This is a genomic window from Brachybacterium sp. YJGR34, from assembly GCF_003347015.1.
In the GTDB taxonomy this organism is placed as follows: domain Bacteria; phylum Actinomycetota; class Actinomycetes; order Actinomycetales; family Dermabacteraceae; genus Brachybacterium.
Genome location: NZ_PNFB01000003.1, coordinates 31,552 through 55,548 on the forward strand (window position 1 = coordinate 31,552; position 23,997 = coordinate 55,548).

Here is a 23,997-nt window from a genome sequence, read left to right on the forward strand (position 1 = left end):
CGCCGCTGCGCTCAGCCCTCCGCGCGCAGACCGGCGAGCACCGCGGCGGTGGCGAGAGCCGCCGTGGCCGCCTCGTGCCCCTTGTCCTCCTGCGAGCCCTCCAGCCCCGCCCGGTCGCGGGCCTGCTGATCGTCATCGCAGGTGAGAAGCCCGAATCCCAGGGGGACGCCATGGTCGAGGGCGACCCGGGACAGGCCGTCGGTCGCGGCGGCGCAGACGTAGTCGAAGTGCGGGGTGCCGCCACGGATCACCACGCCGAGCGCGACGACCGCATCGTGCTCGCGCGCCAGGGCGTCCGCGACCACCGGCAGCTCGAAGCTGCCGGGGACCCGCACCACGGTGGGCTCGGTGACCCCCGCCTCGGCGCAGGCGCGCAGCGCCCCGTCGAGCAGACCGTCCATCACCTCCTGGTGCCAGCGGGCGGCGACGATCGCGACGCGTGTGCCGCGGTGGTCCTGGATCTCGAGGTCGGGGCTTCCGTGTCCGCTCATGCGGTCTCTCCGTTCGCTGCGAGGGACACGGGCAGGTCCACGAGGTGGTGGCCCAGCCGGTCCCGCTTGGTGGTGAGGTAGGCGAGGTTCTCTCGCGTGGGGTGGGTGGCGAGGTCGACGGTGCCGACGACCTGGACGCCCCCGGCCCGCAGCGCGCGGGCCTTGTCCGGGTTGTGGGTGAGCAGCTCGATCGCGTCCACGCCGAGGTGCTCGAGGATCCGCGGGACAATCGCGAAGGAGCGGGAGTCCACGGGCAGGCCCAGCTCGAGGTTCGCCTCGACGGTGTCCCGGCCGGCGTCCTGCAGGGCGTAGGCGCGCAGCTTGTGGGCCAGGCCGATGCCGCGGCCCTCGTGGCCGCGCAGCAGGATCAGCACACCGCGCCCCGCCCGGTCGATGCGCTCGAGGGACTCCTCCAGCTGGTCCCCGCAGTCGCAGCGGCGGCTGCCCAGGACATCGCCGGTGAGGCATTCGGAGTGGACGCGGGTGAGGACGGGCTTGTCCGTGGTGATGTCCCCCCGGACCAGCACCAGGTGCTCCGCGCCGTCCTCACGCACCGCGAGGGCCCGGAAGGTGCCGTGCCGGGTGGGCAGGTCGACCGGATCGGTGACCTCGAGCGTCGCCGTGCGGAAGCGGACCAGGTCCTCGATGGAGATCATCACCAGGCCGTGCTCGTCGGCGAAGTCGCGCAGGGCCGGGCCGCGCCGCAGGGAGCCGTCGTCGTGGACCAGCTCGACGATCAGCCCGACCTCGGAGCGGCCCGCCAGGCGGGTGAGGTCCACGGCCGCCTCGGTGTGACCGCGCCGGGTCAGCACCCCTCCCTCGCGGGCGCGCAGCGGCAGCACGTGCCCCGGCCGGATGAGGTCCTCGGGCCCGCTCGCCCCGGCGGCGAGGACCTGCAGCGTGCGGGCACGGTCGGCGGCGCTGATCCCAGTGGTCACGCCCTCGGCCGCGTCGACGCTCACGGTGTAGGCGGTGCGCAGCGGGTCGGCGTTCTCGGGGACCATGAGCGGCAGGCGGAGCGCATCGGCCCGCTCGGCGGGCATCGGTGCGCACAGCAGGCCGCTGGAGTGGCGGACCGCGAAGCCGATCAGCTCGGGGGTGGCCGCGCTCGCGGCCAGGATCAGATCCCCCTCGTTCTCGCGGTCGGCGTCGTCGACCACCACCACCGGCCTGCCGGCGGCGATCGCGGCGATCGCCGCGGGCACCGGGTCCAGGCGCACGCCGCTCATCGCTGCCCCCCGCGTCCGCCCAGGAGCTTCTCGACGTGCTTGGCCAGGATGTCGACCTCGAGGTTCACGCCCTCCCCCACGGCGCGGCGGCCCAGGGTGGTGCGGGCGAGGGTCTCGGGGATCAGGCCGATGCTCACCACTCCGTCCTCGACGGCGACCGCGGTCAGGCTGACCCCGTCCACCGCGAGCGATCCCTTGTCGACGACGTAGCGTTCGAAGCTGCCGCCCGCGGCATCCTCGGGCAGGGCGATCCGCAGCAGCGTCGTCCCCTCGTCCTCCTCGCGTGCGAGGACCTCCCCGACCCCGTCGACGTGGCCCTGGACGATATGGCCGTCCAGGCGTGCGTCCGCCCGTACCGCCCGCTCGAGGTTCACGCGGTCCCCGGGGCGCCGCCGCCCCAGGGTGGTCGCGGCGAGGGTGGTGGCGATGACGTCGGCGCTCCAGGTCTTGCCGTCGTGGGCGGTGACGGTCAGGCAGCAGCCGTCCACGGCGATCGAGTCGCCGAGGGAGATGCCCTCCAGGACGTGCGGGGAGCGGATCTGCAGCGTGGCGGCGGAGTCGTGGTGGGTGAGGGACTCGATGGTGCCGAGCTCCTCGATGATGCCGGTGAACATGGTGGTCCTTCCAGAGGGGACGGCGCGGGGCCGCAGGGTGAGGGAGAGGTCGGTGCGCCCGTCAGGGGAGGTCAGGGGCACGGTCCGGACCAGCTCGAGGTCGAGGCGCTCGGCGATCGTGGTGATGCCGAGCTCGCCGATGCCGGCCGGGCCGGAGCCCAGCAGGGTCGGGGCGAGGTGGACGATCAGCTCGTCCACCAGGGCGGCGCGGAGGAAGGCGGCCAGCAGGGTGGGGCCTCCCTCGAGCAGCACGTGGCGCTGCCCTCGGTCGTACAGCGCCTCGAGGGCGCTCGTCGGGGAGCGCGTGGCGAGCGCGAGCATCTCGCCGGCGCCCTCCGCGGCGGGCAGCAGCGGCACGGACCCCGTGCCCATCACCGCCCGCAGCGGCTGGCGGGCGTGCAGGGTGCCATCGGGCCGGCGAGCCGTGAGCGCCGGGCGGTCGGCACGGGCGGTGCCGGTGCCCACCAGCACGGTGTCGCAGGTGGCGCGCAGGAGATGGACCTCCTCGCGGGCGGCGGGGCCGGTGATCCAGCGGCTGCTGCCGTCCGCGGCGGCCGCCCGGCCGTCCAGGGAGAGGGCGACCTTGGCGGTCACCAGGGGACGGCCGTGCCTCAGGCCGTGCTCCCAGCCGCGGTTCAGGGCGGCGGCCGCGGCGGTGAGGTCCTCGGGCGCGTCGGGGTCCTCGTCGAGCAGGGCGATCTCGACCCCCGCCTCGGCCAGGTGCTCGAGGCCGCCGGCGGCCACGGGGTTCGGGTCGCGCCGGGCGATCACCACCCGGCGGACCCCGGCGCGGAGCAGGGCCTCGGCGCAGGGCGGGGTGCGGCCGCGATGGGTGCAGGGCTCGAGCGTGACCACGGCGGTGGCGCCGGCCGGGGAGTGCCCGGCGCGATCGGCTCGCGCGAGGGCGTCGGCCTCGGCGTGCGCGGTGCCGGCGCCACGATGACGGCCCTCGGCGAGGATCTTCCCGTCCGCGTCCAGCAGCACGCAGCCCACACGGGGGTTGGGTCCGAGGGGCACGGCGGGGTCCGCCGCGAGCTCGAGGGCGCGGCGCAGCGCGCTGCGCTCGGTGTCGCTGATCATGCTCTCTCCTCCGCTCCGCGATGCTCGCGGTCCGGAGAGAGGGAGGGGTCACGGGGATGCCGTCGCCGCGGGCTGCACGAGGGCGGCACGCAGGGTGCGCCGACGACAGGGCCCGAGGACGTCATCGCGTGCGCTTCCCATCCGGACTCTCACCGTCGGTCCAGGAGTTCCACCTGGTCAACCGAGGGCCAGAGGCCATCGGGTCGCGGACTGTCACCGCCGGCTCGGAATTTCACCGACCCCAGTGCACGCGAGCTCTTCAGCTCGTCGCCGTCCAGGCTAGCAGTGCCCTGCTCCGCCCGGTCCCCGATAACCCCCGATGACGTCGCGCCTCACACGGGCCCGGCCGCGCCTCAGACGCGGCCCTCGCGCTCCCACCTCGCTGTGACCAGGGGGAACAGAGAGTCGCGGGAGGCACGCCGGTGAGCACCCAGGGCCGGCAGGGACGGGTCCTCCGGCCACCGTGCGGCATCGACGAAGAAGCCGAGGATCCCGACGAGCACGTCGGTGGCGACCTCCCGCGGCTCTCCGACCCCGTCCATGAGGCGATCGATCCGGCCGTCGACGTCGAGCACGCCCGAGGGATCGGGGATCGAGCTGAGCAGCTGGAGAGCATCGGCGAAGGCGCTCCCGCGACTGGCCCAGGCCCAGTCGACGAGCAGGGCGGAGCCGTCCTCGGTGAGCAGGATGTTGTCCGCGCGCAGATCGCTGTGGCACAGGGTGCTGCCCGCGAGCGCCGCGATGCCCCTCCCCGCCGCCGCGCGCAGCGCGGCCAGGCGCGGGATGATCCAGGGGTCGAGATCCGTCGGCAGGTCCGCCGCGACCCGGTCAAAGCCTCGCAGGTCGCCCCCCAGGGACTCCTCGAGCGTCGGCAGATCGGACACCGGGGTGGGGGTGGCCGTCCGCCGCAGCCGGTGCAGGGCATCGAGTGCGGCGTCGAGCTCCTCCGGCACCCAGGGCTGCCGGGGCATTCTCCCCTCCACCGCCTCGATGACCAGGACGAACCAGTCCCCACAGGAGAAGGCATCGAGCAGCGCCGGGGCCGGGATCGACGCGGGCATCCTGCGCAGGGCGTCCGCCTCGCGGCGATTCAGGGTGTCGGACCCGGTGTTGATCCGAGGTGTCACCGCCTTGACGAAGAGCTCTCGCTCCTCGGGCCCGGTCACGATCTCCGCGCTGCTCCGCGAGAATCCCCCGGTCGCGGAGCGGGTGCGGACGACAGGGCCGCCGACCAGCTCCTCGACGCGGCGCCGCACCTCCTCCGGCAGATCGCTCCACCGCAGCCTGCTGCTCATCGGGTCCTCCGCTCCCTCCAGGCGCCGCTCACCCGTACGTGTCCCGGGGGCCACGCCAGGTCACGGTGCGCCGTCCCTTCTTCCAGCTGCGCTCGGCCGCGGCAGGACCGGTGACCTTGAGCTCCGAGACCGCGTGGGAGCCCACGTGCTCCTCGATGGTGGTGATCAGCTGCGGGGTGAGCATCCGCAGCTGCGAGGCCCAGGCCGAGGAGGAGGCGCTGACCACCAGCACCCCGTCCTCGAAGGAGACCGGGCGGCAGTGTGCGGAGATCCGCTCGCCGACGATCTGGTCCCATTCCTCCAGGACCCTCCCCGAGGTCATGCCCGCGCTCCAACCGAGGTTGCCCAGCACGGTGCGCAGCACGATCTCGATGCCCTGGGGGTCTCGCGGATCGGGGCGGGACCCGGAGTACCCGGGCGAGCGCCCGGACCGATCGCGTACGTCCCTGGCCTGCGTCTTCGCGGAGATCGGGAAGAGCCCGCGGTCGCGGGCCGCGGCGCGCGAACGGTTGACGGTGCGACGGGCCAGCTCGAAGGGGTCCGACGGGGCGGGCAGCTCCGGGGGGTCGAAGAAGATCCGCTCCTCGGCGTCCGCGGAGTCCGCGTCCCGCGCGCGAGGGTCCGGGGAGGAGGCGGTCCTGGTCTCCTCGTCCGCGGCGCGCACGGGAACGCGCGGCGCCGCCTCCCGATCGGCGGCGGGAGCCGGGCCGGACCAGGTGGACAGGTCGTAGGGGTTGGCCACGCGCGGTCGCTGCGCCTCCCCGCCCGGACGCCGCGGTGTCACGGCCGGCCTCCGCTCTCCCGGGGCACCGCCTCGCCGAGGCGCACGTCGACCACGTGGATCTCGCCGTCCAGGGAGTCGGGGATGTCGGTGTCGTTCGCCGTGGTGATGAGCACCTGGGAGGCGGTCGTGATGATCTTCCCCAGGCGGTCCCGGCGATGGACGTCGAGCTCGCTGAAGACGTCGTCGAGGATGAGGATCGGCTCGCCGTCGCCGAGGTCCCCCTCCTCCAGGCGCAGCAGATCGTAGGAGGCCAGCCGCAGGGCGAGGGCGAGGGACCAGGACTCGCCGTGGCTGGCGTACCCCTTGGCGGGGAAGTCGTGGAGGCGGATCTCGAGGTCGTCGCGGTGCGGCCCCACCAGGGTGGTGCCGCGGTCGATCTCCTCGTCGTGCCGCGTGCCCAGCAGCGCCAGCAGCGCATCGTGGATCTCGGGGGCCGGCGGGAGGGTCCCCGGCGGGGCGGCCAGCTCGTCGAGCACAGCGGAGCGGTAGGCGATGTCCGCCGGGGAGGTCACCTCGCCGCGCTGGTCGGGCGGGAGATCGAGCGCCTGCTCGGCACCCTCGTCCGTCGCGACCCGCAGGTAGGAATATCCCAGGTGGGGACGCAGACGGTTGACCAGGTGCAGACGCGCCCGCAGGAGGTCCGCGCCCAGTCGGGCCAGCTGCTGGTCCCAGACCTCGAGGGTCGAGGAGGCCGATTCCGCCGGGTCCAGGCCGCCGACGCTGCGCCCCGACCCCCCGCGGCGCATCGAGCGCATCTGCTTGAGCAGGTTGCTGCGCTGCTTGAGCACGCGGTCGTAGTCCGCCTTCACCGCGGCGTAGCGGGGGGCGATGAGGAACAGCAGCTCGTCGAGGAAGCGCCGGCGTCCTTCGGGATCGGCCTTGACCAGCCCCAGATCCTCGGGGGCGAAGAGCACCGCTCGCACCTCGCCCAGCAGATCGCGCAGCCGTGCGACGTTCTGCCCCTGGAGCCGTGCCCGGTTGGAGCGACCGGGGGTGATCTCGAGGTCCACCTGCAGCTCCCGCCCGGCGCGCAGGAAGGATGCCCGGACGATCGCCGTGCTCTCCCCGCGCCGGACCAGTGCGGCGTCATGGGGGACCCGATGACTGGACAGGGTCGCGAGGTACCACACGGCCTCGACGATGTTGGTCTTGCCCTGCCCGTTCGGTCCCACCATGACCGTGATGCCGGAGCGGACGGGCAGCGTGAGGCGGGGGTAGGAGCGGTAGTCGGTGAGCTCGAGAGCGGTCAGCTGCACGGAGGGAGCACTCCCTCCCTCAGATCCGCATCGGCATGATCAGGTACTTGTACGAGGTGTCCGGCGCGCCCTCCAGGGAATCCTGGCCGGTCATCACCGAGGGCTTGATCGAGTCGGTGAAGGTGAGCCGGGCGAACTCGGTGCCCAGCGCGCCGAGCCCGTCGAGCAGGAACCCGGAGTTGAATCCGACGACGAGGTCCTCACCCTCGAGGTGGGCCTCGAGCACCTCGCTGGCCTGGGCATCGTCCCCGGCGCCGGCCTCGAGAGCGACCTGTCCCTCGGTGAAGGAGAGCCGTACCGGCGTGTTGCGCTCGGCGACCAGGGACACGCGCTTGACCGCGTCGACCAGTGCGCCGGTGTTGACCACGGCGGTGATCGCGGAGGAGTCCGGGAAGAGGCGCCGCACCGGCGGGTACTCGCCGTCGACCAGGGTCGAGGTGGTGCGCCGGCCGCCGGCCTCGAAGCCGATGAGGTTCGCAGAGGCGTCCTCGTCCAGGGCGATCTCGACGCTGCCGCCGGTGGAGAGCGAGCGTGCCACCTCGTGGAGGGTGCGCCCCCGCACCAGGGCGGTCAGCTCGGTGCCCGGGGTGGAGGGGTTCCAGGTCAGCTCCCGCAGCGCCAGGCGGTAGCGGTCGGTCGCCATCAGCGTCATGGTCTCCCCGCTGATCTCGGCCTTCACGCCGGTCAGCAGCGGGAGGGTGTCGTCCTTCGAGGCGGCGACCGTGACCTGCGAGATCGCCTGGGCGAAGACGTCGGCCGCGACGGAACCGGCGACCGACGGCATGGACGGCAGCTGCGGGTACTCCTCCACGGGCAGGGTGGCCAGGGCGAAGCGGGCGGAGCCGCAGCGGACCTGGAGCTTGGTCCCCTCCAGCGCGATGGAGACGTCCTTGTTGGGCAGCGCCCGGACGATGTCCGAGAGCATGCGGCCCTGAACCAGCACCTCACCGCCGGTCTCGACCTCGGCCTCGAGCCGGATCTGGGCGCTGACCTCGTAGTCGAAGGTCGACAGCTGGAGCTCCCCGCCGGAATCGGCGCGGATCCGCACACCCTGCAGGATCGGCATCGCCGGCCGGACGGGGAGGGTGCGGGTGGCCCAGGAGACGGCGTCGCCGAGGACGCCGCGATCGAGGTGGAACTTCACCGTTGCCACTCCTTCGCAGTGGTCGAGTGCCTGAACTTGAACGAACGGAGCACAGCGTATCGGTTCCGCGGCGATGCCGCCGACACACCGGCGCCCTTGCTTGACTTTCCCGCTTTCCGCGGAGGCGACCGTGCGCTGGTGCTCGGCCCCCTGGGGTCCGGGCTCTTCCCGTGCCCCGGCCGCCGGCTCGCGGCGGCTCCGTCGCGGTCCCCCGCAGCCCGCCCCGTCCACACCCCCGTCGAGCCAAGAACTACAGTCCTCTTCTTCACGGCTGTGGATTCCGTGGACAACCCTCGTCGTCGCTGGTCGCCACGGCTGACGCCTCCGTGGACGGAACGTTGACCGCCGAGCGCGGCTCGTGAGCGTGCTGTGCACGATCCGCCCCCACCGTCGGATTCTTGTCATTCATCGGTGCACATCGGCTCCTGCGTGGATGGCGTTCGATCCACACTGTCCACAGAGTTATCCACAATTGGGGAGAACTACACGATGACCAGGCGTGTTGTTCAGTGCTTGTTCAGTGCGGTGTCCGGGCCGCCTCTCGGAGGAGGCGGCGCCGGGGCGAGGTCACTTCCGAGCGCCGGAGCTGGAGCTCTTGATGCGCGCCGTCAGCTCTGTGACCTGGTTGAAGATCGCCCGGCGCTCCTTCATGAGCTCGCTGATCTTCTTGTTCGCGTGCATGACGGTGGTGTGATCGCGGCCGCCGAACTCCTCGCCGATGCGGATCAGCGGCATGTCCGTGAGCTCGCGGCAGAGGTACATGCCGATCTGGCGGGCGGAGACCAGCCGGCGCGAGCGCCCGCTGCCCACGATCTCCTCGACCGAGAGCCCGAAGTACGTCGCGGTCTGGGCGATGATCGTCGAGGCGGTGATCTGGGCGCCGTCGTCGTGGGAGAGCAGATCCTTCAGGACGGACTCCGCGAGCGTGACGTCCATCGGCTGACGTGAGAGCGAGTGCAGCGCCTGCACCCGGATCAGCGCGCCCTCGAGCTCGCGGATGTTGGTCGCGATGTGCGAGGCGATGTACTCGAGCACCTCGTGGGGCACCTCGCCGGTGTTCTCCTGGGCGACCTTCTTGCGCAGGATCGCGATGCGGGTCTCGAGGTCCGGCGGCTGCACGTCCGTCATCAGACCCATCTCGAAGCGCGATCGCATCCGGTCCTCGAAGCCCCCCAGCTCCTTGGGCGGCAGGTCCGAGGTGATGACGATCTGCTTGTCCGAGTTGTAGAGCGTGTTGAAGGTGTGGAAGAACGCCTCCATCGTCTCCGGCGCCCGCTGCAGGAACTGGATGTCGTCGATGAGCAGGATGTCGATGTCGCGGTAGCGCCGCTGGAACTCCTGGGCCTTGCCGAACTGGCCGGACTGCACGGAGTTGATGAAGTCGTTGGTGAACTCCTCGGAGTTCACGTAGCGCACCACCACGTCCGGGTAGAGGCTCTGGGCGTAGTGGCCCACGGCGTGCAGCAGGTGCGTCTTGCCCAGGCCGGAGCCGCCGTAGATGAACAGCGGGTTGTAGGCCTTGGCCGGCGTCTCGGACACGGCCGAGGCCGCGGCCTGCGCGAAGCGGTTCGAGGATCCGATGACGAAGGTCTCGAAGGTGTACTTGCCGTTCAGTCGCGAGTCCTCGCCGAGGGTGGAGCCGCTCGGCCCGGCCGGGCGTCGCGGAGGCGGTCCGGGTGAGGGGGCGGAGGATCCGGTGAGGGCCGACAGACCGGCATAGGCGCTGGGATCGTCGGCCGCCGCCCCGCGGTAGTCGCTGTGGGTCGCGAAGCGATCCGCCCCGGAGCCGGAGGTCGCGGACGTGGCGGAGCTGCTGCTGGGCAGCACGGGCCGGCCGGGCTGATCGACCGCAGGCAGCACGGACCCCTCGTCGCGGCGGAAGGGCGCGGACCTGTGGACATCCTTCACGGCGCTGTCCACAGCGTTATCCACAGAATGTGCATCAGTGCCGGTGGATCGAGGCGCCGGCGGCGCCGGCGGCGCGGAGTATCCACCGGACGCGGTGGAGGAGTCGTCGTCGCCGTCGTCCTCGAGCAGGAGCGTCTCGTCGACCGTCACCGCGAAGCGGATCTCCCGGCCCGCTGCCTCGGTGAGGGCGGCCTTCAGCGAGCCCGCGATCCGGTGCTCGAACAGCTCCTTCGCCGAGGTCGACGGCGCTGCGACCAGCGCAGTGTCTGCGACGACGGCCATCAGGCGCGAGAGCGTGAGCAGCGCGATGACGCGCTGGGAGACGGTGTCGTCGCGACGCAGCGTCCGGAGCGTGTGCTCCCAGATCGCATCGGCGCTCGCGTCTGGCATCAGGTCTCTCCCTCGGGGACGGGCGGGGCGTTCGGAACAGTTTTCCACAATAGCTTCTGTATTGTGGATCGCGAGTGTGGACAACCGTGAGGATGCCGACCCCGCCCGCTCCGACCACCCGTTCGACGGGTGAGAACCTGGCCACACCCCGGCTCCCCGGGCGCTGCGCCGTTGACCTCGTGCACCCTCGCGCCTAGCATCGTGCAGTCAGCGCTGCGCGCCGTCCCGATGCGGTTCCCGGGTCCACTGCGGATCCCTTCCGGTGTCGGATCGGAACTTCGGCAGCTGCCCCGCCCCGGCGGGTGCGCCCGGACACCCCGTTCGTGCAGCAGACCTACAGACCACCGCGAGCGGCACGCCCGTGCCCACGATCGAGGAGAACCATGAGCAAGCGCACGTTCCAGCCGAACAACCGTCGCCGCGCCAAGAAGCACGGCTTCCGCGCCCGGATGCGCACCCGCGCCGGCCGCTCCATCCTGAACGCCCGTCGCGCCAAGGGCCGCGCCGAGCTCTCCGCCTGAGGCGGACGCGGGGAATGAGCGGCGACGAGACGTCGTGACCCCGTGAGCTGGTCCCGTCACCGGCTCCGCACCGGCGACGAGTTCCGCGCCGTCACGCGCGGCGGCGTCCGCAGCGCCCGATCCCACGTGGTCGTGCACCTCGCCCTGCTCCCGCAGGGGGACGGGGTGCCCCGCGTGGGATTCGTCGTGTCCAAGAAGGTGGGCAACGCCGTGGTCCGCAACCGGGTGACGCGTCGGCTCCGGGAGATCGTGCGCCGCCGTCTGGAGACCTTGCCGGCAGGCTCCGGGATCGTGCTGCGCGCGCTGCCGGGCATCGACGACCAGCCCTTCGCGGAGCTCCAGGAGGAGCTGGACGCCGCGCTGACCTCCGCCGAGCGCAAGCTCGCCCGGCGCCTCGAGGCACGGCGATGACCGGCCGCGGGCTCGTCCTGGCGATCCTGCGTCTCCCGCGGCGCGCGCTGATGGTCCTGGTGCGCGCCTACCAGGTGGGCATCTCGCCCTACACCCCGCCCGCCTGCCGCTACGACCCGGTGTGCTCGCAGTACGGCCTCGAGGCCCTGCGGGTCCACGGCGCGGCGAAGGGCACGCTGCTGACCGCCGGGCGGATCCTCCGCTGCAATCCCCTCTCCCGCGGGGGACCGGATCCGGTCCCGGCGCCCGGCATGTGGAGCAATCCACGGCGACTGCGGCACCCGGCCCCCTAGGGCCTACTCTTGTCCGAGACTCCCGATCACAGCCGGCACCTCGCATGAACGACATGCGCATCCGTGCGGCAGGAAGACCAGGCCGATGAATCCGCTGTTCCCCATCGAATGGGCCGTCGCATGGCTCATGGTGCAGTTCCATGCGCTGCTGTCGACGTTCATGGACCCCGACGGTGGCTTCACCTGGGTGCTGTCGATCGTCGGCCTGACGGTCGTGGTGCGAACGCTCATCATCCCGCTGTTCGTGCGCCAGATCCGAGCCTCCCGGGCCATGCAGACGGTCTCCCCGGAGCTGCAGGCCGTGCAGAAGAAGTACAAGGGCAAGACCGACCAGGCCTCGCGCCAGAAGATGGCCGAGGAGACCATGGCCATCTACAAGGAGGCCGGCGCCAGCCCGTTCTCCTCGTGCCTGCCGGTGCTGCTGCAGATGCCGATCTTCTTCGGCCTCTTCCGCGTGCTGTACAACAAGCTCCCCGAGGCGGCCTCCGGCACCGGCTTCGGCCCGCTGACCCCGGAGCTGGCCCAGAGCGCGAGCACCGCCACCTTCTTCGGCAACGTCACGATCGCCGACAGCTTCCTGAACTCCGGCGACGGTGGGATCACCACCAAGATCGTCGCGGGCCTCATCATCGCCTGCATGAGCGCGGTCACCTTCTTCACCCAGAAGGAGCTGACCATGAAGAACATGCCCAAGGCGGCCCTCGAGGGTCCCATGGCCAGCACCCAGAAGATGATGCTGTACATGCTCCCGTTCATCTACGTGATCACGGGACCGGGCATGCCGATCGGTGTGCTCGTCTACTGGCTGACCACCAACGTGTGGACCTTCGTCCAGCAGTACATCGTCATCCGCGCCACCCCCACGCCCGGCTCCGACGCGGAGAAGGAGCGCCAGGCGCGCATCAACCACCGGCGCGAGAAGAAGGGCCTGGAGCCCCTGGACTTCACGCCGCCCAAGAAGGTCTCCACCGAGCCGGAGCCGGAGCCCACCCTCCGGGTGCAGCCCCCTGCCAAGAACAAGGGCGGCAAGAAGCTCACCGATGAGGAGAAGCTCGAGCGCGCCCGCGCGGCCCGCGCCCAGGCCGCGGAGGAGCGCCGGAAGGCTCAGGAGGAGGCGGGCGAGGCGCCGCCGGAGCCGCCCTCCCCGGGCAGCAACGCCCTGAACAAGGGCTCGAAGAAGAAGCGCAAGAAGTGACCCCGCCTCCCGGGAGCACAGCCGCTCCCGGGAGTCACCCCACATTCCCAGCAGTCCCGGAGGACGTCCCCCATGAACGACACCACGCCTGATGCCGCTGCGGCCGACGCCAGCCCGGTGGAGGAGACGACCGCGCCCGCCCCGTCGACGGTGAGCCCGGCGACGGGCGACGCCGACCGTGGCACCGCGGAGAGCGCCGCGGAGCCCTCCGCTCCCTCCGCCGTGGAGGAGACCGAGGACGAGGACCACCCGGGTGAGTCCTCCGAGGAGCGGCTGCGCCGGCTCGAGCAGGAGGGCGACATCGCGGCCGATTACCTCGAGGAGCTGCTGGACATCGCGGACCTCGACGGGGACATCGACATCGACGTGGACGGCGACCGCGCCTCCGTGGAGATCCGCGGCGCGGACCGGCTCGCCGACCTCAACCGCCCCAAGGGCGAGCTGCTGGACGCCCTGCAGGAGCTCGCGCGCCTGGCCGTGCAGACCGGCACCGGCAACCGGTCGCGGCTGATGCTCGACATCGGCGGCTTCCGCGCCGAGCACCGCAGCAGTCTCGAGGAGCTCGCAGCCGGGGCGATCGCCGAGGCGAAGTCCTCCGGCGCTCCGGTCCCGCTGCGCGCGATGAACCCCTTCGAGCGCAAGGTCGTCCATGACGTCGCCAAGCGCGAGGGTCTGCGGTCCGAGTCCGACGGTGACGGCAAGGACCGTCACGTCGTGATCTACCCGGCGTCCTGAGGCCTCCCGTGCTGTCCCTCCCGGACCACCTGCGCCCGTCGGCCGAACGGCTCTTCGGTGACCGGCTCGAGCTCGCCGAGCGCTTCGTCGACCTGCTCGCCGAGCAGGGGCCCGAGCGCGGGCTGATCGGTCCCCGTGAGGTCGAGCGGCTGTGGGAGCGGCACCTGATCAACTGCGCCCTCCTGGCCGACGCGATCCCCGCGGGGGCGCGCTTCGTCGCGGACGTCGGCTCCGGGGCGGGGCTGCCCGGGGTGGTCCTCGCGATCGCCCGGCCGGACCTGCGCATCGTGCTGATCGAGACCATGCAGCGCCGCACCACCTGGCTCGAGGAGGTCGACGACCACCTGGGGCTCGACCTCGAGGTGGTCCGTGCCCGCGCCGAGGAGCTCCACGGTCGGCGCAGCTTCGAGGTGGTCACCGCCCGGGCGGTCGCGGCTCTGGACAAGCTCGCCCGCTGGACGCTGCCGCTGGTGGCCGACGACGGTGTTCTGCTGGCCATGAAGGGATCCTCGGCCGCCGAGGAGGTCGAGAAGGCCCGGCCCGTGCTGCGCCGGCTCGGCGGCGAGGACCCGACCGTCACCCGGTACGGGGTGGGCGAGGTCGAGGTTCCTACTACAGTGGTCCAAGTGCGTCGTCGAGCGATGGCGACCAGGAAGGGAGATCCACGTGGCTGAGCAGCGCGATGAGTCCTCCCCGGGACAGGGCGCGATGGAAGACACCCCGCTCATGCGCGAGCTCACCCGGGACCACGCCCGTCGCAGGAAGCTCGAGGGTCTGGAGTTCGGGCATCCGGACACCACACGCATCATCACCATCGCCAACCAGAAGGGCGGGGTCGGCAAGACCTCGACGACGGTCAACCTCGCGGCCGCCCTGTCGATGGGCGGGCTCGAGGTGCTGGTCATCGATGCGGACCCCCAGGGGAACACCTCGACCGCGCTGAGCATCGAGCATCATGCCGAGGTGCCGAGCATGTACGAGGTCCTCGTGGAGTCCGCTCCGCTGTCCGATGTCGTGCAGGACGTCCCGGACATGCCGCACCTGCACTGCGCCCCGGCGACCATCAACCTCTCGGGCGCGGAGATCGAGCTGGTCTCCCTGGTGGCCCGCGAGAACCGTCTGCGCAACGCGATCCGGGAGTACCTCGAGCAGCGCGAGGAGCGGGGGGAGGTCCGCCTGGACTACGTGCTCGTGGACTGCCCGCCGTCCCTGGGCCTGCTGACCGTCAACGCGCTGGTCGCGGCCCGTGAGGTGCTGATCCCGATCCAGGCCGAGTACTACGCGCTCGAGGGACTCTCGCTGCTGCTGAACAACATCGACCTGATCCGCCAGCACCTCAATCCCGAGCTCGTGGTCTCCACGATCATGCTGACCATGTTCGACGCCCGTACCCGGCTGGCCTCACAGGTCGCCCAGGACGTGCGTGACCACTTCCCGGAGCAGACGCTCGAGACCTCGATCCCGCGGTCCGTGAGGATCTCCGAGGCGCCGAGCTACGGCCAGACCGTGCTGACCTACGATCCGGGATCCAGCGGTGCGCTGGCATACCGGGCGGCGGCCTACGAGCTGAACACACGACCCGCTCCCTGACCTCCGATCGGTCGTGGGCCGCGATGACGCGCCCCGCCTCCGATCTCCCTGCTGGTGACGACATTTCTCGGAAGGACAACGGCCATGACGCAGAAGCGAGGACTCGGTCGAGGACTCGGTGCCCTGATCCCGGGCGCCGGCTCGACGCCTGCGCCGGATCCCGAGCTGCGCACCCGCACCCGTCCGTCCCCCGAGCCCGAGACGCGTGCGTCCACCCGTCCGGTGGACATGTTCTTCTCCGGCGAGGAGGTGCGGGCCGACGGCGCCGCGCAGCGTGGGCGCCCCGGTCCCCGTGACCTGGCGACCGACATGGCCCGCGCCGCGGCACAGCGCCGCGAGCGGGCTGGTGCGCGCAGCACGGCCGCGGCGGAGGCGGAGAGCTCCCAGGTCGCCGCGGAGCCGGCCTCGACCACCCCGACGCGCAGCACGAGCCGCTCGACGAAGGCCACGGCGAAGAGCGCCCCGAAGACCGGCTCGAAAAGTGCACCGAAGACCAGCGCGAAGAGCGCCCCGAAGACCAGTTCGACGAGCGCACCGAGTGCCGGCTCGAAGAGCGCGGGGAAGGCCTCGGCGAAGAGTGCGCCCACGGCTGCCTCCTCCACGAGTTCCTCGAAGCGTGCTGGGGCCGCGAAGAGCGAGTCCGGCACCCGCCCGACTGCCAAGAAGTCCTCCAGCGCCTCGTCGTCGCGGAAGGCTTCGACCACGAGCGGCGGCAGCCGGTCCGCGAAGGCTGCGGTGTCCTCCGGGGCGGCGGCTCCGGCCCCGCAGAGCGTCGAGGAGCAGACGTCTGCGCAGCAGCCGGCCCCGACGCCCCCCGAGGTCTCGGCACCGACTTCGCCGCCCGCTCCCGTGGCGGACGACGCTGCCGCGACCCTGCCGACGGATCCGGCCACGGACGACACCCCCGTGGTGGACGTCGAGCCGGTCGCCTCCACCCCGGTGCGCGCCACCGCGGACGAGCCCGCTCCCGCCGCGGAGAAGGAGCCGTCCTCGGCAGCGCCCGTGGCATCGACCGAGATCCCTGCAGAGGCCGGCACCGCCGTGGAGGCCGACTCGTCGGCGGAGACGGAGTCCGCGCCGACGAGCCCGGAGCCCGTGAGCCCGGAGCCCGCCATCGCGGAGCGCACCAGCCCGGAGCCCGCCACTGCGGAGCCCGGGCGTTCGGAGCAGGCAGAGGACTCCTCCTCGTCGCGACTGCTCAGCGTCCCCGGGGCGGAGTTCGCGGAGATCCCGATCCATGAGGTGCGCGAGAACCCGCGCAATCCCCGCACCCTGTTCGACGAGGACGAACTCGACGAGCTCGCGTACTCGCTGCGCGAGGTCGGCGTGCTGCAGCCCGTGGTGGTCCGCCCGATCCCGGTCACGGAGGACGGCGAGTCCTTCGAGCTGGTCATGGGCGAGCGCCGGTGGCGTGCCGCCCGCCGCGCCGGCCTCACCTCGATCCCCGCGATCATCCGCGAGACGAGCGATGACGACCTGCTGCGGGATGCGCTGCTGGAGAACCTGCACCGCACCCAGCTCAACCCCCTGGAGGAGGCGAACGCGTACCAACAGCTGCTGGACGACTTCGGCTGCACCCAGGACGAGCTCGGCGAGCGGATCGGCCGTTCCCGCCCGCAGATCACCAACACGCTCCGTCTCCTGCGCCTCCCCGCTCTCGTGCAGCGTCGCCTGGCCAGTGGTGCGATCAGCGCGGGACACGCGCGCGCCCTGCTCTCCCTGGACGATCCGGCGCTGATGGAAGAGCTCGCCCAGCGGATCGTGTCCGAGGGTCTGTCGGTGCGTGCGGTCGAGCGTCTCGTGGCTCGCGGCGAGCTGCAGCAGCCGACGCGGACGCCACGGCGCAGCACCTATGATCCCCATGTGGTGGAGCTGACCAGTCGGCTCTCGAACCGCCTCGAGGCGCCCGTCCGCATCGACGTCGGCAAGCGCAAGGGTCGGATCACGCTGGAGTTCTCGAACCTCGAGGATCTGGAGCGGCTCGTGGAGAACATGGGCCTGGACGCCACGCTGCTGGCCTCCGACGAGCACGCCTGAAGTCTGCAACTGTCACGACGGGGTCCGCGCGATGGCGCGGGCCCCGTCGTCGTCTGGGCACCCTGACGGGCAGGCAGGGCTGACCACTCGCCGCTGTGAGCTGTGTCACAGAGGGTCCCTGGTGTAGGTCGGAGGCTCCAGCGAGCTGCTGTGCCCCGTCCCCGAACACCCGGTGGAGGGACGGTGGGTGATCTTGCGTTGGCCCTGGTCACCACCTCTTTTTCCGCTGTCCACCATTGTGCAAAAGTCTGTGGACGACGGCTGACCGCAGGCCTTGTCGTCTCCACAACAGGAATCGCGCTCGCGTATGCATTGCGGCCCGACCGCGCCCACCTAGCTCAACAAGCGCGGACTCCGGCCCATGTTCCACGGGAAACGATGCCACGGGGGTCGGTAGCGAAGGACAGTGTGTCTGCACTGGCATGTCCGATGGGGAGGGCGGACTCGTTCGGTGTCATGCGTTCTACGTGAAACTCCTCGCGTGTGCGCTGTCGCGTGTCAGCGGACCGGTGAGCATCCGGCCGCTGCTCGTCCAGAGCACCTTCTACCCATCCGATTGCGCGCGATGCCGTTTCCCGTGAAACGCTAGCGAGTGGTCGCCGTCCCGTGCTGACGGAAGGCCCCAGCCCTCGACCGGGCACGAGCGGGCCTCGCTACCGCACCTCGGCGTCGCAGCCGTCGGGTGCATCTGCGTTCCGCCCCCGGGCGTTCTATGTGAAACATGGGCGCTGCGAGTGGCATGCGCTGCAGTAGTACGGCAGAAGGTAGCGCGGGAATCAGTTGACCTCGATGACGTGTCGCCCAGTACCGTCGAAGCGAGTTCCACGTGAAGCATGGTGGAGGAGCTTGCGCACTGGCGGCATGCAAGGGGTCACGGTTTCACGTGAATCGTGCACTCGAGCCGTCGTACTTCGCTCGTGCCATGGCCACGCTCACCGTGCGCGGTGCCACGTGAAACCCTCGCGGGCCGACGAGCCAGCTGAGCAGTACCGCCCGTCCCCGTCCCCGCTCCTGCGTTGCCAGGGCTTGAGTGCGGAAGCTGGAGCGATTGTCCTCGGACCCGCCACTGGTGCGCGCTGCTCAGAGTTTCCCGTGAAACACGGTGAGGGCAGGCGAGCTTCCGATTCCCGGCTTCCCGTGAAACGCGTTGACCCCCGGATGGCCGGCCAGTGCCGTCAACGGTGGTACCCGGCACTCGCGACCGGTGCGGATTCTGGTAGTGGACGTACACGTGCCGATCTGAGGAGCTCGTCGCGAGGCGCGCGAGTGCGCGATCGCGGACCTCTGGCCTCGAAAGATTCCTGCCATGCTCGCCATGCTGACGCTGCTACGTCGTCTCCGACGGCGTTCTACACTGCCCGATCGTGTTTCCCGTGAAACTCCGTGCAGGCCTACCCCAGAGGCCGAGAGCGTCATGCTGCGATTCTGTCGCGACTCCGCGTCCGGGGATGGAGGGAGGTTCACGTGAAACTCTCGGCGTCATCGCCACGAGACGGCCTCCGATGCTGAGGCGTTGAGGCCAGCTCCTTGCAGAGATGCATCCGGCCCGACGGGACACTGGGGAGTGTCGCTGGTCGTAGTGATCAGTGGTCACTTTACGGCCCGTGTCTCCTCGGTTCCCCGTGAAACATCAAGAGATCTCCGTACTGCGGCGTGTCCGGGGCTTGTCCACCTTTGACAACAGCAGGTGCGTGCCTTGGCGTCCGGTACACGCATGTTTGTCGTGAAACGTTGAGGCTGCGGTGCGTGTTGAGCACGAGCTGGCGCAAAGCGTGGCTCATCAAGGAGTGGCGGACATCACATGCTTTGCGTGCAGCCAGAGCGGATCGGCATGAGCGGCCCGCTGGGGAGGACGTTTCCCATGGAACCCCCCAGTTCGCGGCGCGACAACACTTCCGCACGCAGTGTTTCACGCGAAACGGCGCAGTGATCACAGCACGGTTCTGCAGGAAGTGCGGTCCATCTCGCGTTCACCGCGTGCGAGTTTCACAGTGAACGCGTGGCGAGGAGAGGTCGACGCCGCGACCCGAGCGGTGCATGAACAGAGGGTGGCGAGCAGATGGCGGCCACGCTCCGCTGCGCTCTGTCACGTGGAACAGGCGCCGGTCGTGATGCGGTGCGGAGCGGTTGTGGATACTCGCGGCGCAGCTGTGCACAGTGTGCGTAACTCTGTGGACAACGCTCTTCCTTCCGGTGGATGACAAGAGCGTCGAGAGGATGTTCCACAGGAAACCGGAGATGCTGCAACCCGGCGTAGGAGCATCACTGCAGGTCAGGAGCCTTCAGTGAGTGCCTTCGCGGTACCATCCATCCACACACCACTGTGGATAACACTGTGGACGGAGGCGTGGCAGGATGTGGACGGCGGTGTGGACAGGCATGTGGACAAGTGCGACGGTGCACGTCAGGCTGGGTCGTCGGTGTGCGGTGGCGGGGGGTGCGGGCCGCCTGCGGTCGGGGTCAGATCCGGCGACCAGCTCCCCGGGGGAGGAGTTCTACGGTCGCCAGACGGCTCGGGGACCGAACTCCTCATCGATCTCGTGCTTGGGCAGTGCGCCGCTGCGTCGATGCACCAGTTTCCAGGGCCCGGGGAGAGACGTCTCCTCGCCCGCCGGGGTGCGGCCGTCCAGGCGCTCGACCGTCGGCGTGGCAGGGTCGGTGGTCCCCGCCGTCGCAGGCAGCGCGCCGATCCATGTCGGCAGCACCTCGACCTGCAGTTGGTCGAGGATCTCCTCGGAGGGATCCTCGACGAGGAGTGTGGTCACCTCGGTGCCCCAGCGCCGACCGAGCTCCAGGAGCACGGTCGGCGCCGGACGGGAGGGCCCCGCCCAGTCGGCGCTCACGAGGACCACCACGGGGGCGCCCTCGTCCGGCAGGGGCGGCGTGGACGGGGTCCTCATCTGTGGTCGCCGGAGCGGAGCGATCAGCGGGCGGCGGGCTCGGGGAGCGCGTCGGCGGCGCTGTCGACCTCGGCGGCCGCGCGGTCGGCGAGCCAGCGCTCGGCGTCCAGGGCGGCCTGGCAGCCGGTGCCGGCGGCCGTGATGGCCTGGCGGTAGGTGTGGTCCACGACGTCGCCGGCGGCGAAGACACCGGGGAGCGAGGTGTAGGTGCTCCTCCCCTGGCAGACGATGTAGCCCTCGTCGTCGAGCTCGAGCTTCCCGCGCACGAGGTCGGTGCGGGGCAGATGCCCGATCGCCTCGAAGACGGCGGAGGTCGCCACCACCCGCTCCTGGCCGGTGACCGTGTCGCGCAGGGTCACGGACTCGACCTTCTCGGTGCCGTTGATGCTCACCAGCTCGGAGTTCCACGCGAAGGAGAGCTTGGGGTCGGACTCGGCGCGGCGCGCCATGATCTTCGAGGCCCGCAGCTCGTCGCGACGATGGACGAGGGTGACGGACTTCCCGAAGCGGGTGAGGAAGGTGGCCTCCTCGACGGCGCTGTCCCCACCGCCGACCACGATGATGTCCTGGTCCTTGAAGAAGAATCCGTCGCAGGTCGCGCACCAGCTGACGCCCTTGCCGGACAGCTCGCTCTCACCGTCGACGCCGAGCTTGCGGTAGGCGGAGCCGGTGGTGATGATGATGGATCGCGCGCGATAGACGGTGCCGTCGTCGAGGGTGACGGTCTTGATGTCGCCCTCGAGCTGGAGATCCACGGCGTCCTCGTAGATGACCTCGGCACCGAAGCGCTCGGCCTGCTCCTGCATGGCGGTCATGAGCTCCGGGCCCTGGATACCGGTGGGGAAGCCCGGGAAGTTCTCGACGTCGGTGGTGGTCATGAGGGCACCGCCGGCATCCAGCGCGCCGGCGACGACGATCGGCGCCATCTCCGCACGCGCGGTGTAGACGGCGGCCGTGTAGCCCGCCGGGCCGGATCCGACGATGACGACCTCGTGGACGGTCTCGTCGGCCGGGGTCTCCGGTGCCGTGACCGGAGTGACCTTCGCGGCCGGCGCGGGGCCGCCGAGGATGTTGAGGGCCTGGATGGGCTGCGACATGGGTGGTGTCCTTCCGTGAGGATGGTCGAGGGCGGTCAGCGGGAGGACCGTCGTCCAGTATGGAGCAGGTGGATCGTGAGGGCCGGGCCGGGGTGCGTGCTCAGAGCGAGCCGATCATCACGTGCCCGGACCAGAGCCGATCGGAGGCGGGGTCGGCGGTCGCATCGTCGTCTGCCCCGCACCCGGGAAGGACCACGGTCGCCGAGACCGTCCCCCCGTTCGCGCGCAGCGTGTCGCGGTCCATCGGGCCGTGGACCAGCAGCCAGCCCTGAGTCTCCTCGGCGCCCCACGCGACCTCCTCCATGATCAGGATCGATTCATCGAGCCCCTGCTCCCGCAGGCACTGACCGGCGTTGAAGCTCGTCTTGGGCTGGATCGACCCGGTGTCGACGAGCCGCTGCACCTCCGTACCGACGGTCATCTCCGTGACAACGGGCAGACCGGAGGAATTCTTCCCGGCCCCGGAGCTCGAGTCCACCGCCGAGGCGGCCGAGAAGGACTGACTGGTGGTGGAGACCTGCAGCGATGCCGTGAGCTGAAGACCCAGCAGCCCGGCCCCGATCAGTGCGACGAGCACCACCCATACCGGGATCCCGAGGACCATGCCGAAGCGTGATCTCGTCCCGCGCCCACGGCGCATCGTCCCCCTGCGCAGGGCGCGCGGCGTCATTCGACCCTGATCTCCGCGATCCGTGCGCGGAACCGGCCGGATTCCTTGCTGTCCGGCGGCAGGTCGGGGATGTACAGCGCGACCCGCTCCGCCTCGATCGGCTCGTCGGGCTCCAGCCGCACCTCGCCGTCGCCGGCGAAGGACCCGGTGGCCAGCACGTCGCCCAGACTGCCGTCCTCGCCCACCGCGCGCAGCTCGAGCGTGCCGCCGTTGTTGCGCGCGGTGGTGACCGTGACCGCGGTGAGGGTCGAGGGCTCGGCGAAGTTCACCCGGATCCCCACGCCCTCCTTCGTCCCGCCGAAGTCCGGGCTCGCATAGTGCATGGTGGACCAGAAGGTGGCCGGGTCGCCGTCGTCGAGGCGCTCCTGCTGGTCGGTATGGTCCGGCTCCTGGTCGGTGCCTTCGGCGAAGAGCTCGGTCCCGGCCATCTGCGGCGGCGGTGGGGCGGGATCCTCCGTCGGCTCCTCGGTGGGCTCGACCGGAGCCTCACCGGTCTCCTCCTCCGCGGGCGCGGAGGTCTCCGGCGGCGCGGAGGTGGCCAGCGGATCGTTCATGACACCGCGCAGACCGCTGGTCACGGCCGTGACGGCGAAGATCAGCGCGGCCATGACGATGACCACGCCGCCGATGATGATCCACTGGGACTGCAGGGAGCGGCGCTCGCGGTCCTGAGGGCCGAGCGTGAAGGTGTCGGGGTCGTCGGCGTCCACCGCGACCCCCACCACGTCCCGGAACAGGGTGCTCCGGGCGGCCAGGGCGGACGTCTCATGACTCGGCTCCTCCAGCAGCGAGCGCTGACGGCCGTGCACGACGATCGGCCCGTCGGGACGGGCTGGCGGCTCGGACGGGACCGGCGCGAGCGGTACGGTCCGCTCCTCGACCGGTGGCGCCTGCGAGGGCGTGGGGACCGAATGATCGGGCGTCGCGGCGAGGGCCTCGGGCGCGGGGTCGCCTGCCGGAGGCTGCTGTGGACGGCCGTCGGAGGCATCCGGAGCGGCGGTGGGCGCGAGCGGCCACTGCGTCCCGGGGGTGCGGGACGGGAGCGGTGCGCCGTCCGCGGTCGGTGCGGCGGACTCCGCGCCGTCGGATCCCACGCCGTCGGATCCTGTGGCGGCGGCACCGGCGGCACCGGCGGCGACCGCCCCGCCGGTGGCTGCCGGTGCACGGGGAATCGTGACCTCGAGATGGCCGGGGAAGGCGCTCGAGGCCCGCTTCTGATCGAGATGGAGCTCCTTGACCAGCGCCGATGCCTCGGCGGAGGTCTGAGCCGCCGCGGCCGGCGGCCGGGCGACCGTGTCCTCCTCGGGCAGACCGTCCGCGGAGTCCGACGGTGCGGGCCCCTCCTCGATCGAGGGGACCGGGGGGACCGGTGCGGTCGCACCGGCGGCCGCCGCGGCGATGGCGGGCTGCGTGATCGTCGGCTCGGGCTCGGGCTCGGGCTCGGGCTCGGGCTCGGGCTCGGGCTCGGAGTCGGCTGGGTCGTTCCCCGCCGCGGCACGGGGATAGGCCTGGAGCGTCACCGGGATCGACTGCCAGGGCTCGAGCACCTCGATCAGGGCACGGGTGGTCTCGGGGACGTCGTCGGCCGATTCGTTGAGGACCAGGTCGCACAGCAGATCCAGGTCCTGCGGGATCTCGGTGTCCACGAGCGCGGAGGGGGCGGCGACGTTCCCGCTCGCATCGTGCTGCGGGCTCTGCCCCGTCAGCGACCGGTACAGCAGCGCCACCAGGGCTGCGGTGTCCTGGAAGGAGGCGACCTCCCGGGAGCGGTCCAGCCCGGGATGCGCGGCGGCCTCCACCCCGATGCCGAGGATCGTCACCGCTCCGGAGGCGGTGTCGACGAAGAGGCGGTTGGAGTCCATGAACTGGTGACGCACGCCCCGACGGCGAGCCACCTCGAGGCCGCTCGCGGCCTCGCCGATGATCGCGCGAGCGGTCTCGGGGTGCAGCGGCCCCGCGGACAGCAGAGCGGCGAGCGGCGGAGCCGGCGGCAGGGGGTACTCGACCACCGTCGTCGGCAGGGGGACCTCGGCCCCGGTCCGCGGGGTCGAGCTGTCGCGGGGATCGTCGAACACCACGATGTCGCGGACGGGCAGGAGGCGGGGGTCCTCCACCAGGTAGGCGCGGCGCACGGCATCGGCGGCCTCGAGCGCCGCCTCGCCCTGCACGATGAACAGGATGACGCTCTCCGAGGTGGCGACGGAGCGGGCGCGGCGCCACACTGCGCCGTCGGCGACGCCGGAGAGCGGGATCTGCGCCTCCAGGGTCCACCGAGAACGCAGTGCGTCCTGCTGTGAGTTCGAGTTCACGGACCGTCCTTCTCCTTGGTCGGCGACGGTGCGCCGTTCACTGGCTTG

The 23,997-nt window shown here is 71.2% G+C and carries 21 protein-coding genes and 1 riboswitch; of the genes, 8 read left to right on the plus strand and 13 right to left on the minus strand.

Translation table 11 applies throughout. The features are described 5' to 3' along the window. Positions 1 to 11 precede the first annotated feature (11 nt). The 8 genes from ribH to dnaA form a co-directional block, all read right to left on the minus strand. Complete coding sequence (gene ribH, locus CXH06_RS04005) at positions 12 to 491, minus strand: 6,7-dimethyl-8-ribityllumazine synthase (protein ID WP_114853871.1); 480 nt, start codon at positions 489 to 491, stop codon at positions 12 to 14. Then, a complete protein-coding gene (gene ribA, locus CXH06_RS04010) occupies positions 488 to 1,720 on the minus strand; it encodes a GTP cyclohydrolase II (protein WP_114853872.1) in 1,233 nt (410 codons plus the stop codon). The genes ribH and ribA overlap by 4 nt, the downstream gene beginning before the upstream one ends. Then, positions 1,717 to 3,414 carry a bifunctional diaminohydroxyphosphoribosylaminopyrimidine deaminase/5-amino-6-(5-phosphoribosylamino)uracil reductase RibD gene (ribD, locus tag CXH06_RS18515; RefSeq protein ID WP_232820189.1) on the minus strand — a complete coding sequence of 566 codons (1,698 nt, stop codon included), beginning with the start codon at positions 3,412 to 3,414 and terminating at the stop codon, positions 1,717 to 1,719. Before ribD ends, ribA begins: the two co-directional genes overlap by 4 nt. Before the next feature lie 124 nt (positions 3,415 to 3,538). Beyond that, positions 3,539 to 3,668: riboswitch (FMN riboswitch) on the minus strand. A gap of 99 nt (positions 3,669 to 3,767) precedes the next feature. Next, entirely contained in the window at positions 3,768 to 4,709 is a 942-nt protein-coding gene (locus CXH06_RS04025; protein ID WP_114853873.1) for a phosphotransferase, read from the minus strand. Between the two features lie 28 nt (positions 4,710 to 4,737). After that, a complete protein-coding gene (locus CXH06_RS04030; RefSeq protein ID WP_114853874.1) occupies positions 4,738 to 5,493 on the minus strand; it encodes a DciA family protein in 756 nt (251 codons plus the stop codon). Continuing rightward, complete coding sequence (recF, locus tag CXH06_RS04035; RefSeq protein ID WP_114853875.1) at positions 5,490 to 6,749, minus strand: DNA replication/repair protein RecF; 1,260 nt, start codon at positions 6,747 to 6,749, stop codon at positions 5,490 to 5,492. Before recF ends, CXH06_RS04030 begins: the two co-directional genes overlap by 4 nt. A gap of 19 nt (positions 6,750 to 6,768) precedes the next feature. Continuing rightward, positions 6,769 to 7,893, minus strand: a complete 1,125-nt coding sequence (gene dnaN / locus CXH06_RS04040; protein ID WP_114853876.1) for a DNA polymerase III subunit beta — start codon at positions 7,891 to 7,893, stop codon at positions 6,769 to 6,771. A 567-nt stretch (positions 7,894 to 8,460) separates the two neighbouring features. Continuing rightward, positions 8,461 to 10,191: a chromosomal replication initiator protein DnaA gene (dnaA, locus tag CXH06_RS04045; RefSeq protein ID WP_114853877.1), complete on the minus strand. Its 1,731-nt coding sequence runs from the start codon at positions 10,189 to 10,191 to the stop codon at positions 8,461 to 8,463. A 383-nt stretch (positions 10,192 to 10,574) separates the two neighbouring features. Here dnaA and rpmH point away from each other — a divergent pair, with 383 nt between their 5' ends. The 7 genes from rpmH (at position 10,575) to CXH06_RS04080 (ending at position 14,936) form a co-directional block, all read left to right on the plus strand. Next, entirely contained in the window at positions 10,575 to 10,712 is a 138-nt protein-coding gene (rpmH, locus tag CXH06_RS04050; protein ID WP_010552021.1) for a 50S ribosomal protein L34, read from the plus strand. A 42-nt stretch (positions 10,713 to 10,754) separates the two neighbouring features. After that, the gene (gene rnpA / locus CXH06_RS04055) at positions 10,755 to 11,123 is read left to right on the plus strand and encodes a ribonuclease P protein component (protein ID WP_114853878.1); all 369 of its coding nucleotides are present in this window, start codon (positions 10,755 to 10,757) and stop codon (positions 11,121 to 11,123) included. Then, a complete protein-coding gene (yidD, locus tag CXH06_RS04060; protein ID WP_114853879.1) occupies positions 11,120 to 11,416 on the plus strand; it encodes a membrane protein insertion efficiency factor YidD in 297 nt (98 codons plus the stop codon). The genes rnpA and yidD overlap by 4 nt, the downstream gene beginning before the upstream one ends. 85 nt (positions 11,417 to 11,501) lie before the next feature. Next, complete coding sequence (yidC, locus tag CXH06_RS04065) at positions 11,502 to 12,611, plus strand: membrane protein insertase YidC (protein ID WP_114853880.1); 1,110 nt, start codon at positions 11,502 to 11,504, stop codon at positions 12,609 to 12,611. A gap of 72 nt (positions 12,612 to 12,683) precedes the next feature. Beyond that, a complete protein-coding gene (locus tag CXH06_RS04070) occupies positions 12,684 to 13,346 on the plus strand; it encodes a R3H domain-containing nucleic acid-binding protein (RefSeq protein WP_114853881.1) in 663 nt (220 codons plus the stop codon). Between the two features lie 8 nt (positions 13,347 to 13,354). Then, a complete protein-coding gene (gene rsmG, locus CXH06_RS04075) occupies positions 13,355 to 14,020 on the plus strand; it encodes a 16S rRNA (guanine(527)-N(7))-methyltransferase RsmG (protein ID WP_114853882.1) in 666 nt (221 codons plus the stop codon). Positions 14,021 to 14,054: 34 nt separating this feature from the next. Then, positions 14,055 to 14,936, plus strand: a complete 882-nt coding sequence (locus CXH06_RS04080; RefSeq protein WP_114854077.1) for a ParA family protein — start codon at positions 14,055 to 14,057, stop codon at positions 14,934 to 14,936. On the opposite strand, the gene CXH06_RS18520 is transcribed toward CXH06_RS04080, so the two are convergent. Further along, positions 14,906 to 15,523 carry a hypothetical protein gene (locus CXH06_RS18520; RefSeq protein WP_232820190.1) on the minus strand — a complete coding sequence of 206 codons (618 nt, stop codon included), beginning with the start codon at positions 15,521 to 15,523 and terminating at the stop codon, positions 14,906 to 14,908. The two genes, CXH06_RS04080 and CXH06_RS18520, sit on opposite strands and share 31 nt — an antisense overlap. 262 nt (positions 15,524 to 15,785) lie before the next feature. Between CXH06_RS18520 and CXH06_RS18525 the strand changes: the two genes are divergently transcribed. Beyond that, on the plus strand, positions 15,786 to 16,973 hold the full coding sequence (locus CXH06_RS18525; protein ID WP_232820191.1) for a ParB/RepB/Spo0J family partition protein: 1,188 nt from the start codon (positions 15,786 to 15,788) through the stop codon (positions 16,971 to 16,973). 2,495 nt (positions 16,974 to 19,468) lie between these two features. On the opposite strand, the gene CXH06_RS04090 is transcribed toward CXH06_RS18525, so the two are convergent. From CXH06_RS04090 to CXH06_RS04105, 4 genes are all read right to left on the minus strand, one after another. Beyond that, positions 19,469 to 19,873, minus strand: coding sequence for a hypothetical protein (locus CXH06_RS04090; protein WP_157975598.1), 405 nt, complete (start codon positions 19,871 to 19,873; stop codon positions 19,469 to 19,471). 23 nt (positions 19,874 to 19,896) lie between these two features. After that, positions 19,897 to 20,970 (minus strand): thioredoxin-disulfide reductase, encoded by a 1,074-nt coding sequence (gene trxB, locus CXH06_RS04095; protein WP_114853885.1) that lies wholly within the window; start codon positions 20,968 to 20,970, stop codon positions 19,897 to 19,899. Positions 20,971 to 21,070: 100 nt separating this feature from the next. Then, complete coding sequence (locus CXH06_RS04100) at positions 21,071 to 21,640, minus strand: hypothetical protein (protein WP_114853886.1); 570 nt, start codon at positions 21,638 to 21,640, stop codon at positions 21,071 to 21,073. Further along, positions 21,637 to 23,949 carry a hypothetical protein gene (locus CXH06_RS04105; RefSeq protein ID WP_114853887.1) on the minus strand — a complete coding sequence of 771 codons (2,313 nt, stop codon included), beginning with the start codon at positions 23,947 to 23,949 and terminating at the stop codon, positions 21,637 to 21,639. Before CXH06_RS04105 ends, CXH06_RS04100 begins: the two co-directional genes overlap by 4 nt. Between the last annotated feature and the right edge of the window lie 48 nt (positions 23,950 to 23,997).